Below are 12,325 nucleotides of genomic sequence, written 5' to 3'. Positions count from 1 at the left end.
GCCCTGGCCACATAGGTTCGCCGGGTCGGGGGTCATGGCATTTGGGCTGCCGACGAGCGATGCGGTGACGTACTACTTCTACTTATTGGGTGGACCCTGTCAGCCCCTGAACTGCGTCGATCACGCTGTCCACCACCTCGGTCACCGGCTTGGATGCATCGATGATCGTCGCGCCATGGTTTTCGTAGAGTGCTCGCATCCGAGGGTTCCACTTCAGAGCCGCTGCGAGTTCTTCGGGATGTTGCCCGAATGTGTTCGTAGTGCGGGTCGCGAGTCGATGGCGGAGGGCGTCCTCGTCGATCACCAGGCACACGATGAGGTCGAAAAGATCGCGGACGTCTGCCTCGTTCTCCGCCGACCCGCACAAAAACGCGATTCGGAAACGAGACTCCTCGACGAGGGTCTCAACGCGCTCACGGACGATCGCCCACCCGTATCGGTCAAGCCAGCCCCCAGGAACCGGATCCGGGGGATCCACCACAGCCTCGCCCTTCACCCGGTCGATCCAGCGACTGAAACCGTCCCCGTCGGCGTCGAGCGCGACGTAGCCGCGCGCTCGCAACACCCCGCAGACCGTGGACTTACCAGTCCCTGAATTGCCCGTCACCCACACCAATGTCACGCCCCCAGCGTAGACATGGCCACCCCGGGATTTCGCGTTGGAAGCCAGTCTGCCCACGTCTGTCATGTGGGTAAGCGGTGCACGGCGAGGCCAGGTTCGCCAGGAACTCCCAACGAAATGATCTCCAAGGTGGCTGGATCGTCCGGGACTGATGATCCGGGGTGCGGGGTGGATCGGCCGAAGCCGTGGGACGGTGGCGACGAGTTGTGGGCGGTACACCCTCCGTTGAGGAGAACGTAAATGCGTCGACAGCGCCCCTCGGCTCCCGGCAGAGTGGCCGTCCGTGACGAGCAGTGAACTGTGGACCCGTGCGACCGCCGACCGCTACGACGCCGAGGAGGCCGAAGCGTCCTCGGCGGCCGTCCTCGGACCGACTCTCGCCTTCCTCGCCGAGTTCGCCGGAGACGGCCGGGCACTGGAGTTCGCCATCGGAACCGGGCGAGTGGGAGTCCCACTCCGGGAACGTGGCGTGCCGGTGGTGGGCATCGAACTGTCCGAGCACATGGCAGCGGTGCTGCGGCGCAAGGTCGACGAGGACACGCTCCCGGTAGTCATCGGGGACATGGCTACCACCGTCGTTCCCGGTGAGTTCACCCTGGTCTATCTCGTCTACAACACCATCACGAACCTGCTCACTCAGGACGAGCAGGTCGAGTGCTTCCGCAACGCCGCACGGCATCTGGAGCCCGGCGGCCGATTCGTCATCGAGCTGGGTGTGCCGCCGCTGCGGTTCCTGCCGCCCGGCCAGGTCGCGGTGCCGTTCGATGTCTCCGAGCAGCATCTCGGCTTCGACACCTTCGACCTGGTTGAGCAGATTCTCGTCTCGCACCACATCACCCGCGACGGCGACGACGGCCGCTACCGCCGTGACAACTCCCGGCACCGGTACGCCTGGCCGGCAGAGCTCGACCTGATGGCACGGATCGCCGGGCTCGAGCTGGAACGTCGCGTCGCGGACTGGGACGAGACTCCGTTCACCCAGGGCTCCGCGAAGCACATCTCCGTGTGGCGTAAGCCGAACTGAGGTCGGCTACCAGGCTGTCAATGCAGGCCGCGCCTGCCCTGAGAGGACGGTACGTGACTTGATGTCTGTATTGCCCTGTCGGCTGGGGTAGGCAGGCTGCTCGGAGGACCGCCGGGCGGCTATGCCGCGGCTGGGCGAACAATCCCTGCTGAGTCCTGGGTGACCTGGGTGATGGCTGCCTCGATGTCGAAGGCTGTGGAGCGTAGTTCGACGCCGGGGCCCAGGAGCGCCCAGTGGGCGCCGGCCCGTCCGTAGGGCATGCCGATGCTGCCGGGGTTGATCACAAGTCGGCCGTGGGCGAGGCGGACGAACGGCATGTGTGTGTGCCCGCAGACCACCGTGCGAATGTCGGTGTCAAGCCTGCTGAGGACTTCTCGCCAACGGTCGAGGCGTGAGTCGACCAGAACGACCTCTTCATCGTCCCGAGGAGTGGCGTGACAGAACAGCACCTTTCCCAGGCCGTGTACTGGCAGAGAGCGCCGCCGCGTCATCGGCCTGCTCCCACGGTGTCCGGGGTCTGGCCACTGGAGCTTGCGACGCCTGTATTGTTGAACAGAATGACGGGACGGTTCGCGGCCAGTCCGTCCGTTACCGCAGGATCCCAGTGATCCATGCCGCCACGGAAATGCTGCAGGAACACCAGCGGTGTGCCGGTCTCGGCGCCGAAGCGCCGGTAGGCATACCGAATCCCGTTCGCCGTGACGAACCGCGTCGGAGCCGTCACAGGGGAGAGAGGCGGTGTGTGAGTCGGTCGGGTCGTCGTCTTCGGCTCCTACTTCATCAGCCGCACGGGAGAACCCGCCTGGAACGCGGCGATGTCCTCGACGGAGTCCTGATAGAAAATCTCGTACAAGTCGCGGTTCACGAATCCGACGTGCCCCGTGAGCAGCGCGTTCGGCAGCGCCCGCAACGGGTGGTCCGCGGGTAGCGGCTCGGTGTCGTACACGTCGAGGGCGGCCGCTCGGATCGCGCCCTCACGCAGGACGTCGATCAGGGCGACCTCGTCGACGACTGGTCCGCGTGAGGTGTTGACCAGGAGGGCCGAGGGCTTCATCGACCGGAGTTCCGCCGCACCGACCAGCCCGCGTGTTTGCTTGCTGCGCGGTACGTGGATCGAGAGCACATCGCTTTCGGTGAAGAGTCGCTCCTTCGTCACCGCCCGCACGCCGTGCTCGGCGGCGGTTTCGGGAGTCAGGCTCCGACTCCATGCGATGGTATCCATTCCGAAGGCCTGTCCGATCCGTGCCACTCCGGAGCCGACGCGACCGAGGCCCAGAATGCCGAGAGTCCTGCCGTGCAGCCCCTCGCCGACCGATACCTGCCAGCCGCCGGCGCGCATCGACTCCGCCTCGACGACCAGGTTTCTCGTGGCACCGAGGATCAGCGCCCAGGTGTGCTCGATGGTGGGGTGAGACTCATAGCGGGTCCCGCACACCGTGATGCCGAGTCTGTGGGCGGCCGTAAGGTCGATGGCGGCATTGGCCGGGCCGGTGCTGACCAGGAGCCGAAGGTCGGGCAGCCGCTCCAGGACCTCGGCCGGGAATCGCGTGCGCTCCCGCATGGCCACGAGCACGTCGAACCCGGCGAGGCTACGGACCACCTCGTCGGCATCGGCGAACGGCTCGGTGAAAACGACGACCTCGGCAACGAGCGACCCCCAGTCGGCCAGGCTCGTCGCGACGTTCTGATAGTCGTCGAGGATCGCGATCTTCATGCGGGTGGCCATGTCGGCAACCTCCGTATTTCGTCGAGGTGATGCGCCTGTCTTCGTGGGGTGGCGACGCGGCGTGGCTCAGGCGAGCAGGCCCAGGGCGCTGTACCAAAGGGGTCCCGGGTTGAGCCGGTCACCGTGGAGCTTCGACATCTCCTCGAAGAACTCCAGCGGCTCCGGCTTGCCGGCCAGGAGCCGGATCGCGTCGCGCAGGTACTGCCGGGTCTCGTCCAGGATCTTCGGGTCGTCGGGCAGGTCTGCCTTCTTGTGGCCGGCGACCACGTGGCGCGGATCGAGTGCGGCGAGCCGGTCGATGCCGTCCAGCCACGCCTGAAGGCCGCCGTCACCGCCTTCGAGCATCATCAGGTGCACGCCGTTGTAGACCACGTCCCCGGCGACGACGAGACCGATCGACGGCACGTGCAGGACGCTGGAGTCGTCGGTGTCGGTGTGACCGGTCTCGACGGCCCGGAGGACTCGGCCCTCCAGCCGGAATCCCTCGGTCGGCACGGGCACGGCGAGGACCGGGGTGTTCTCCGGGACCCCGGGGAAGGTCTTCGCGAACCCCTTGTCCTTGCTCTCCAGTTGGCTGCGCATCTGCCGGATGGTGCCCTCGGTGGCGTACACCACGCTGTCGGCGTCGCCGAACTGTTCCAGCAGCGTCGCGGTGCCGAACCAGTGGTCGGGGTGGCCGTGGGTGACGTAGACGAACGCCAGACGCTTCCCTGAGCGCGCCAAGCCCTCGGCGACCTGCGCGATCTGGGTGTGAGTCAGCGGCGGGTCCACCAGGACCGCGTCGCGTTCTCCGGTGATCAGGGTGGATGAGATCGGCGAGGACACGACCCCGTCGCCGTTCGGCAGCTGAAGATCGATCTTCCGGGGAACGCCATCAGAGACGAGGACTTCGTAGGACAGTTCGGGCATCTCGATACTTCTCTCGTGGCAGGGGCTGCCCCTCACCGAACGCGCGAATCAGCGGCGGTTTGCCTGGCGAGGGTGAGCACTATTGATCAGTGGATCTACATCCCACACGCTGGAAACCCGTGGCGCGTGTTGCTGGCTTGCACGCGGTGGTCTGGAGAGTTCCGGCAGGTCAGACCGGGCGCCGGGTTGTCATCGTCCCCGGCGGCGGGAGCGGTGGCCGCCCGAGCTCGCCCCTGACGACCTTGAGGTCGTGCAGGTTCAGCGGTGAGAACTCGACCGCGACCTTGACCTCGCCGGCGCTGGGAGCGTTCGGCTCCTGGAGATCGACGACGCGTACGACGTCCTCCGGCTTTCCGATCTGGGTGATCTGGATGGCACGCATAGGGACTCCCTTCCCGGTGAGAGGCGGCGAGCTCTTCGCCACAGTCAAACTGCACATTTTGCTTATGGTCCGCCGCGGCATGTCCGTCGTTCGACGCGAGGGGGGAATGTCAGCGCCGCACGTTCGGTGCGTCCGCCCTGGGGATCAGCTCCAGCGCCGACCGGGCCGTCTGCCGGAGCGTCGTGGCGTCGACGCCCGCCTTGGCCATGTTGTCGATGCCCCTGATCACGCTCAGCAGCAGATATCCCAGGGCGGTGGCGTCGGCGTGTTCGGCCACTTCTCCCGCGTCCTGGGCGTCGCGTAGCGCGGACGCGAGGGCGCCGGCGAGATCCTCGAACGCGCGACGGGCCGTGGCCGCCACCATGTCGTCCTCTCCGGCGCGGTCCGCGGTGACCTTGGTGAGGAAGCATCCCCGGCGGGGCGACTCGGTCGCGAAGGCGTCGGCGAGTGAGACGACGTAGCGCTCCAGGCGGGCCATCGGCGAGGTGAGCACCGCGTGCGGGCCGTCCCGCAGCTCCTCGCGGGCCTGGGCGACGAGGCCCTGGCAGTAGTCGGAGAAGACGCGCACATAAAGGTCGTGCTTGTTGCCGAACGCCTTGTAGATGCTGCCCTTGCCCAGGCCGGTCGCGTCCATGAGGTCATAGGTGGACGTACCGTCGAATCCGGTGGTCCAGAACCGGTCGCGGACGACATCGAGCACAGTGGTCTCGTCGAAGCCTCGTTTTCGCCCCATGACCTCACGATACCTCATTGTGGTCCAGATGGACCACAATGGTCGGCAACCCGGCCCTCCGTGTCGGCACGGAGGGATCGCCTGACGCTCCTCGTTTTTTGACTGACTGGACCACTTCATGCTCCCATTGTGGTCCAGTCGGTCAACAAAGCCGCGTCAGTCGGCAACCCCGTGGAGAACTGATGACTCAGAGCCGAACGAAGACGGAGACGGAGCGGAACAAGGCCGCCGTCCTCGAATTCCTGACGACCGCGTTCAACTCGAAGGACTTCACCGCGCTGGACCGGTACCTGCACCCCGACTACATCCAGCACAACCCGTTCATCCCGTTGGCCAGGGCCGGGCTGCGCAGGTTCATCGCGGACCTGCCCGACGCCAGCCGGTACGAGCCGGGAGCGGTCATCGCCGAGGGAGACCTGGTCATGATCCACGGCAGGTACTCCGGCAGCACCGAGACGCCCCTCGTGGTGGTCGACATCTTCCGCTTCGAGGAGGGCCTGGTGGTGGAGCACTGGGACGTCCTGCAGGACGAAGTGCCCGCGAAGGACGCGGTAGCGGGCAACCACATGTTCACCAACCCGCAGGCCGGCCGGGCCTGAGGCACCGGACCGGCGAGGCGGACGGTACGAGCCGCGCGGGCCATGCCGGCGAGGGGCTCGACCGCACTTCCTGTTCCAGGGCTGAGGCCCGACCGGCACCTGCTAACAAGCGAAGAGACAAAGGACAAGGACGATGACAACAGATACGCAGACCCCGCGGACCGTGGCCAAGAAGTTCGTGGAGCGCCTCGCAAAGCATGACCCCGACGGCATCCAAGAACTGTTCGCCGAGGAGATCGACTGGCACGTCCCCGGCAGTGACGCGCTGCCCTGGACCGGGCGCCGTACCCGCCGGGAGGAGGTCGCACCGTACTTCACCACGATGTGGTCGCACTTCGCGCACGACAAGAGCAAGGCCGTGCTGGAGCGCATCATCGTCGACGGTGGTGACGTGGCGCTGCTGGCGGTCTTCACGCACACCGTCGCGGCCAATGGCAAGGAGTTCAGCACACCGACGGCCATGCACCTGGCGGTCGAGGGCGGCCGAATCGTTCGCCTGCACCAGTACGAGGACACGCTGACCGTCGCCGAGGCGTTCAACGCCGGCTGAGCAAAGAGTGCTCAAGGGCCGCGCGGCCCGGATCCCGCGCGGCCGGACATGCAATCCGAAGGAGCAAGTAACGTGACCACCCCTGTCGTCTCCATCGCTTACCACTCCGGCTTCGGCCACACCTCCGTCCTCGCCGAGGCCGTCCGCGATGGGGTGACCACCGTCGGCGCCACGGCTCACCTGATCAACGTCGAGGAGATCTCCGAGGAGCAGTGGAACCTGCTCGACGCCTCGGACGCGATCATCTTCGGCTCGCCCACCTACATGGGCACCGCCTCCGCCGTCTTCCACGCCTTCGCCGAGGCCAGCTCCAAGCGCTGGTACACCCAGGCGTGGAAGGACAAGATCGCCGCAGGTTTCACCAACTCCGCGGGCAAGAGCGGCGACAAGCTCAACACCCTGCAGTACTTCACCGTGCTCGCCGGGCAGCACCACATGCAATGGGTCGGCCTCGGCCTGATGCCCGGCTGGAACACCTCCACGGCGTCCGAGAACGACCTCAACCGCCTCGGCTTCTTTCTCGGCGCCGCCGCCCAGAGCAACAGCGACCAGGGAGCCGAGGGCGTACACAAGGCCGACATCGCCACCGCCGCCGAGCTCGGCAAGCGCGTCGTCGAGGTCGCCCGCGTCTACGCCGCAGGCCGCACCGCCCTCGCCGCCTGAGCGACCGACGCCGGCGCGGATGCGCGGCCCGGACGACGAGCTGGTGCTCGACGAAGCGCACCGGCAACCGCTCCGGACGGGCAGCAGCACCGCAGACTCGCGATCAGCGACGCGCAGCGACGCCATCATGAGGCGGTCGCCGGCCTTGACTGGTGAGCTCGCATGTTGAGGTGTCGCGTATTCCAGGCCGGATGGCCGCAGTTGGTCACTTTCAGTGATGAGAACCGTGTCCAGGGTTCGGCCGTGAGCAGGTAAGTTCGTCCGGTGGTGCGTTCGAAGCACTTCTAAAGGGGGAGACCTCCGGTGGACGTTGTCGCGATCATGGAAGCGTTGGCCGAACAGGGCATAACGGTGTTGATCAAGGCTGACGCCGAGCGGATGGCAGAGAGACGTATGCCGTGGACCTTCGTAGCCAGCGGGGCCCCGATGCGTGAGGACGTTCTTGTGCGAACCGATGCGGCGTCGGTGGAGCAATGCCTCGCAGCGTGTTTGCCCCGCCTGCGCGAGCTGGGCTTTTCGTTCCCTGAGTGAGGGAGTGTCGTCGCGGTTCGCCGTGTGTGGTCGCCGGGGGCGTATCGGCTCCAGGTTCCTCCGGCTTCGGTGACCAGGCGGGTGGCTGTCTTGTCGTGGTAACCGAGGGCCTTCGCGATGACGGGGGCCGGGGCTTGGAGGACGAGCTGTCGGATTGCGGAGGTCCTGCCGCGCTGTGGCGGGACGCCGATCTCGCGCAAGTGGACTTGAAGGCTGACCGGGTTCATCGGCTGGCCGGGCTGGCGTCCAGGGAAGAGCCACTGTGAGCTCCTGCTGCTGGCGTAGGGCAGGTGCTGGCAGGACTGGACGTATGCCCGCATGAGGTCAGCGACGGGCTCCGGAAGGGGGGAGGGCGGGTCTCCCAACCGGACGGTGACGGTGGTCCCGTCGTCGATGACGTCGTCGATAGTGAGGCGGACGATGCGGGTGACGGGTTGCGCGTAGAGGAGAACGAGTGCGGCGGAGACCCGGGCCCGCAGGGGCAGGGAGTCGTCGTTGAGGACCCGCCGAAGAATGGCGAGTCGGTGGTGCTGGTGCAGGGGTGTTTGGTCCTGGTTGACGACCTGGGGTGGCAGGGCGAGGCGGGGCATCCGGCCCGTCTTCATGCACCAGCGCAGGAACGTCTGGGCCGGGCGACGGGTGGCCAGCTTCTCGGTGTGCCAGGCGTCGAGGTCAGCCTGCTGGCAGTGTTCGATGGTGCGGCCTCGGTCGGCGAGCCGAGTGAGGAAAGCGCCGGCTTGGGTGATCTCTTGTTTCGTCTGGTTGGTCTGGGAGCGTCCAAGCGGTCCCTTCTCCGCCTTGCTCCGCAGCCGGCGCATCTGGTGCCAGCTGGCGAAGTGCTGCAGAAGCCGCCGGTGTTCGGGGTCCTCGATGGTGGCGAGCCGTTCGGCCAGCCAGCGCTGATAGAGCAGTAGCTGCCGGTCGACGCGTGGCAGGACGCCGCTGTCCATCAGCAAGTCCCGCAGGTGGACGACGGTTCGCCAGGGGGTTTCCTGGTGCAGCCCGTCGTGGGTGAGCGGGATGCTGCCGGCGGCCAGGCCCCGGAGGAGACGGACGACACTGGGGTTGCGTAGCCAGATCAGGCGGCTCTTGGGCCGGTCCATCTCCAGCAGGGAGGTGACCAGGGGTTGCAGAGCAGCGGCAACGTGCCCTGTGCCGTCGTCGAGGAGTCGGCCGAGGGTGTCGGTGAGGGTGCAGCGTTCGCAGAGGTGTCCGCCGAGGAGCAGCCCTTCGAAGCCGCAGCGGTCGCAGAAGAAGTCGCGGGTGATGCCCGCGCAGTCGCGGCAGATCGGCGTGCCGGTCGCGTCCCGGCCCGGCAGCAGCCGGTCGGCTCGGCAGCCGGGGCAGCAGCCGCGGACACGCATGGCGCGGTCGTAGCAGGTTCGGCAGATCGGACCGTCCGACCACTCGGCGGACTTCGAGGCCCGACGGCCGCAGCGTGCGCAGTCGCGGATCATCCACCGCTCGTACTCCTCCGGCGTCACGGCTCACCCCTCGGGTGTCAGCCGGACCCGTGTGGGTCGCCGGGCGGCCAGGTTGATCGGCGCTTCCTCTCCGGCTGCCCGGCGGGCCGGGAGGTTCTGGGCCGAGGTGGTGATCAGGTCGGTGGGCGTGCAGTCGAGGATGTCGCAGAGGGTGGCCAGCACTGGCAGGGACAGCCGTTCCGGAGTTCCGGAGACCAAGCGGTGGACCTGGGAGGAGGACAGCGTGATGCCGCGTTCGGTCAGGTGTGGCATGAGCTCGGCGACGGTGAACATGCCGCGGGCGGCCATCAGCTCGCGCAGGCGCCATCGGTAGCTGATTTGGCGTGGCATCAGGAGGTCCTTCCCGGCCGCAGAGCGGCCTCGACGGTGGCGTCCAGGACGCGACGCAGGGAGCGGGTGCGGAAGTCGGAGGAGACGCAGGTGTAGATCGCGGTGGTGGAGGCGTGGTCATGGCCAACCTGCTGTTGGACGAACAGCGGGTCGTGGCCGTCCTCGATCAGGTGGGTGATGTAGGACCGGCGCAGCGAGTGGAACTCCAGCGCGGGGTCCAGACCGACGGCGTCCCGGTAGGCGGCGAAGCGGGAGTCCAGCCGCTGAAGCCCGACCCGCGGGCCTCGCTCGGAGGGCCAGAGGGCCCGGCCGGTCGAGTGCCGCATCCCGGGCCGGACCTCGCTGATCCATTCCTCGATCGTGCAGGGCGTCCAGTGCCAGACGGTCAGCACGCTGCGACGCTTGGGCGGCGACCCCTTCTTGGCCTTGCCGTAGCGGACGAGCAGGGTGCCGTACTCGCCGAACTCCCGGCCCTCCGGGTTGCGGCCGAAGTCGGTGAGATCCAACATTCGGGTCTCGTTGCGGCGCAGGCCGTAGGCGTACGCGGTCTTGAACAAGGCTGCGTCCCGGAAGGCGGGCAACCAGCCCTTGCGGCCCTTGCCGCGGACGCGCAGGACTTCCTCGTCGGCATGGTCGAAGAACGCTTCCATCTCGGGCCTGGTGAAGGCCCGGCGTTCCGGCTCGCCCTCGGCTTCATCGGCATGTGTCGCGGCGTTCCAGTCGTAGACCACCTGGACGGGGTGGGTCCCGAAGTGCCGCAGGCACTCGTCACTCCAGCCGTAGGCAGGGTTGGTCAGGAAGTCGCAGAACTGCCGTACCGAGCCCTGGTAGTTGCGCAACGTGGAGCGGACGCAGCCATGCACAGCCCGCAGATCCGCCGACCACTCATCGACGTGCTGCGGCGTCCACTGCCACGGCATCGCATCGGCATGCCTGGTGAAAGCCCGGACCGTGCGTTCCTGGTCACCGACGTATCCCGGCGAGAGATTCCGGGCGAGCTGCTGGTTGCGCCAGCCCTTGATCATCGCTTCGAAGACCTGCTCCTCCGGCCGCAGCAGCGGCAGACCTTCAATCAGGTGCAGCCGAGCAGACCCTGGAACGAGGCCATCCCCACCCATCTGCCATCACTCTCCGTCTATCGCATCTGACGCGAGAATTTCGCATCAGATGCGACTTGGGGGCGTCTTCGCAGTTCAATCGCTCGATGGAGTGAGGCCCGCGGACACTCGGCGCCGCAACAGCTACCGTGCTTCTGAGGTCAACGTCCCTGATGGGGTGGTTTCCGCACGGTCCCGGGCCCAACTCCAGGAGGGGTGCCGCGTATTCGCATCCGATGCAATTGGCGTCGGTAGGTACATCGGTACAGCAGTTAACGGTGAGATTGATCTTGAAGTTGGAGGACCCAGGCGAGATGTGTTCGCCGGGGTCCTCCGCCTTCTGGTGGTCGGTCAGCGGCGGGGGCGCCAGCGGGTGAAGACCCGCCCTCGCATGACTGCGCGCGCCGGAGTCCGTGAGACGACGCCTGATCTGCCGTATCGGGCGCCGTGGCGCATCGCTCCTGCTGCTCGGCTCCCTCGTCGGCCTGTACGGGGCCGGGCAGCTCGCCGACCCGCTGCCAGACACCCGCGGCGTACGCCTGCGACTGGCCCTGGCGCCGATGGCGTGGTCCTCGACGTGGATCGCGGCCGGGCTCATCGCCGTGGCGTGCGCGTTCCGCCGCGACAACGACTGGCCCGGGTTCGCCGCCCTCACCGCGGTCGCCATGCCGTGAACCGTGTCTTTCCTGGCCAGCTGGATCCCGCTGAACGACAACCCGCGCGGCTGGATCACCGCCATCGTGTTCGCCGCGTTCGCCGCGCTGCCCGTCGTCCTCGTCGGCTGGGACGAACCGCCTGGCAGGGGGACGCTGTGAGTGACGCACTTCAGGTGACGGCCACCGTGGGCGCGGCGTTCATCACCGCCACGGCGACGGTCACCACGGTGGTCCCGTCGTTCAGCAGATGCACCGGCCGCACGGCGCGCGCGATGCCGTCGTGCGCCGTGCCGGCCAGCTTCTGCGCCTGCGCCTTCGACAGGTCCGCGTCGGTGGCGACCACGGCGAGCGTGGTGTCCAGCGGGGGCGGCGCGTTCTTCGCCGCGATCTCGGCCAGCCGCAGACGCGCGGCCCGGTCCCGGGTTCCACGGCCGACCCCGCCGCATTGGCCACCACCAGCGCGGCCACCGTGACCCCCGAGTCGAGCACCGTGTTCGCGGTGCCGATCCCGCCCTTGACCGGCCCCGCGGCGGCTCCCGTACCGGCGCCCACACATCCCTCCGGCACCGCGGCGCCCGCCTCGCCCGCCGCCGCCTCGACCGCGTCCCGTCCGGTGGCCGCGTCCGGGCTGGCCCGGAAGTCGCCGCCGCGGCCGAGGTCGAAGACACAGGCGGCGGGCACCACCGGCACGACATGCGCCGGATCCACCCCCACTCCGCGTCGCTGTTCCTCCAACCAGGCCATCACCCCGGACGCCGCGTCGAGCCCATACGCGCTGCCGCCGGTCAGCACGATCGCCTCGACCTTCTGCACCAGGTTGCGCGGATCGAGCGCGTCGATCTCCTTGGTGCCGGGCCCGCCGCCGCGCACGTCCACCGCGGCGACGGCACCGCCCTCGGGCGCCAGCACCACCGTGGTGCCGGTGAGCCAACCGTCGCCGGTACGCGTCGCGTGCCCCACCCGCAGCCCCATGACATCTGTCCGAGCGTCAACTGTCATGGGGCCAGTCCGGACCGGAC

The 12,325-nt window shown here is 67.8% G+C and carries 15 protein-coding genes and 2 pseudogenes; 6 read left to right on the top strand and 11 right to left on the bottom strand.

Annotation, left to right across the window (positions count from 1 at the left end):
• Nucleotides 1-82 precede the first annotated feature (82 nt).
• On the bottom strand, nt 83-622 hold the full coding sequence (locus tag AQJ46_RS50420; RefSeq protein WP_159064273.1) for a nucleoside/nucleotide kinase family protein: 540 nt from the start codon (nt 620-622) through the stop codon (nt 83-85).
• A 283-nt stretch (nt 623-905) separates the two neighbouring features.
• Between AQJ46_RS50420 and AQJ46_RS50415 the strand changes: the two genes are divergently transcribed.
• Nucleotides 906-1,646 (top strand): class I SAM-dependent DNA methyltransferase, encoded by a 741-nt coding sequence (locus AQJ46_RS50415; protein ID WP_059212096.1) that lies wholly within the window; start codon nt 906-908, stop codon nt 1,644-1,646.
• A 149-nt stretch (nt 1,647-1,795) separates the two neighbouring features.
• Here the strand turns inward: AQJ46_RS50415 and AQJ46_RS50410 are convergent.
• The 6 genes and pseudogenes from AQJ46_RS50410 to AQJ46_RS50390 form a co-directional block, all read right to left on the bottom strand.
• Nucleotides 1,796-2,137, bottom strand: a pseudogene (locus AQJ46_RS50410) (metallophosphoesterase family protein); the annotation flags it as partial.
• Nucleotides 2,134-2,370, bottom strand: a complete 237-nt coding sequence (locus tag AQJ46_RS53795; protein ID WP_208617136.1) for an alpha/beta fold hydrolase — start codon at nt 2,368-2,370, stop codon at nt 2,134-2,136. The gene AQJ46_RS53795 and the pseudogene AQJ46_RS50410, both read right to left, overlap by 4 nt.
• Before the next feature lie 48 nt (nt 2,371-2,418).
• A complete protein-coding gene (locus tag AQJ46_RS50405; protein WP_107117522.1) occupies nt 2,419-3,372 on the bottom strand; it encodes a D-2-hydroxyacid dehydrogenase family protein in 954 nt (317 codons plus the stop codon).
• 66 nt (nt 3,373-3,438) lie between these two features.
• Nucleotides 3,439-4,281: an MBL fold metallo-hydrolase gene (locus AQJ46_RS50400; RefSeq protein ID WP_059212095.1), complete on the bottom strand. Its 843-nt coding sequence runs from the start codon at nt 4,279-4,281 to the stop codon at nt 3,439-3,441.
• A 169-nt stretch (nt 4,282-4,450) separates the two neighbouring features.
• Nucleotides 4,451-4,663, bottom strand: a complete 213-nt coding sequence (locus AQJ46_RS50395; RefSeq protein ID WP_059212094.1) for a hypothetical protein — start codon at nt 4,661-4,663, stop codon at nt 4,451-4,453.
• Between the two features lie 109 nt (nt 4,664-4,772).
• Nucleotides 4,773-5,396, bottom strand: a complete 624-nt coding sequence (locus AQJ46_RS50390) for a TetR/AcrR family transcriptional regulator (RefSeq protein ID WP_059212093.1) — start codon at nt 5,394-5,396, stop codon at nt 4,773-4,775.
• Nucleotides 5,397-5,578: 182 nt separating this feature from the next.
• Between AQJ46_RS50390 and AQJ46_RS50385 the strand changes: the two genes are divergently transcribed.
• The 3 genes from AQJ46_RS50385 to AQJ46_RS50375 all read left to right on the top strand — a co-directional run bounded on the left by AQJ46_RS50385 (nt 5,579) and on the right by AQJ46_RS50375 (nt 7,208).
• The gene (locus AQJ46_RS50385) at nt 5,579-5,995 is read left to right on the top strand and encodes a nuclear transport factor 2 family protein (RefSeq protein ID WP_059212092.1); all 417 of its coding nucleotides are present in this window, start codon (nt 5,579-5,581) and stop codon (nt 5,993-5,995) included.
• 133 nt (nt 5,996-6,128) lie between these two features.
• Nucleotides 6,129-6,545 (top strand): nuclear transport factor 2 family protein, encoded by a 417-nt coding sequence (locus AQJ46_RS50380; RefSeq protein WP_059212091.1) that lies wholly within the window; start codon nt 6,129-6,131, stop codon nt 6,543-6,545.
• A 72-nt stretch (nt 6,546-6,617) separates the two neighbouring features.
• Entirely contained in the window at nt 6,618-7,208 is a 591-nt protein-coding gene (locus AQJ46_RS50375; protein ID WP_208617135.1) for a flavodoxin family protein, read from the top strand.
• A gap of 284 nt (nt 7,209-7,492) precedes the next feature.
• Here the strand turns inward: AQJ46_RS50375 and AQJ46_RS56015 are convergent, their stop codons facing one another.
• Genes AQJ46_RS56015 through AQJ46_RS50360 form a run of 3 tightly spaced genes read right to left on the bottom strand, consistent with a single transcriptional unit; the run spans nt 7,493 to nt 10,671 of the window.
• A complete protein-coding gene (locus tag AQJ46_RS56015) occupies nt 7,493-9,223 on the bottom strand; it encodes a site-specific integrase (protein WP_059212089.1) in 1,731 nt (576 codons plus the stop codon).
• Nucleotides 9,224-9,226: 3 nt separating this feature from the next.
• A complete protein-coding gene (locus tag AQJ46_RS50365; protein WP_059212088.1) occupies nt 9,227-9,553 on the bottom strand; it encodes a helix-turn-helix domain-containing protein in 327 nt (108 codons plus the stop codon).
• Nucleotides 9,553-10,671, bottom strand: a complete 1,119-nt coding sequence (locus AQJ46_RS50360) for a tyrosine-type recombinase/integrase (protein WP_059212087.1) — start codon at nt 10,669-10,671, stop codon at nt 9,553-9,555. The genes AQJ46_RS50365 and AQJ46_RS50360 overlap by 1 nt, the downstream gene beginning before the upstream one ends.
• A 392-nt stretch (nt 10,672-11,063) precedes the next feature.
• Here AQJ46_RS50360 and AQJ46_RS50355 point away from each other — a divergent pair, with 392 nt between their 5' ends.
• Nucleotides 11,064-11,324 (top strand): hypothetical protein, encoded by a 261-nt coding sequence (locus tag AQJ46_RS50355; protein WP_059212086.1) that lies wholly within the window; start codon nt 11,064-11,066, stop codon nt 11,322-11,324.
• A 3-nt stretch (nt 11,325-11,327) separates the two neighbouring features.
• Nucleotides 11,328-11,465 (top strand): hypothetical protein, encoded by a 138-nt coding sequence (locus tag AQJ46_RS56010; RefSeq protein WP_159064272.1) that lies wholly within the window; start codon nt 11,328-11,330, stop codon nt 11,463-11,465.
• A 43-nt stretch (nt 11,466-11,508) separates the two neighbouring features.
• On the opposite strand, the pseudogene AQJ46_RS50350 reads toward AQJ46_RS56010, so the two are convergent.
• Nucleotides 11,509-12,305: pseudogene (locus AQJ46_RS50350) on the bottom strand (P1 family peptidase); the annotation flags it as partial.
• Nucleotides 12,306-12,325: the final 20 nt, after the last annotated feature.

The organism is Streptomyces canus (genome assembly GCF_001514145.1).
Taxonomy (GTDB): Bacteria; Actinomycetota; Actinomycetes; order Streptomycetales; family Streptomycetaceae; genus Streptomyces; species Streptomyces canus.
This window is presented reverse-complemented; position numbering and strand designations above follow the sequence as displayed.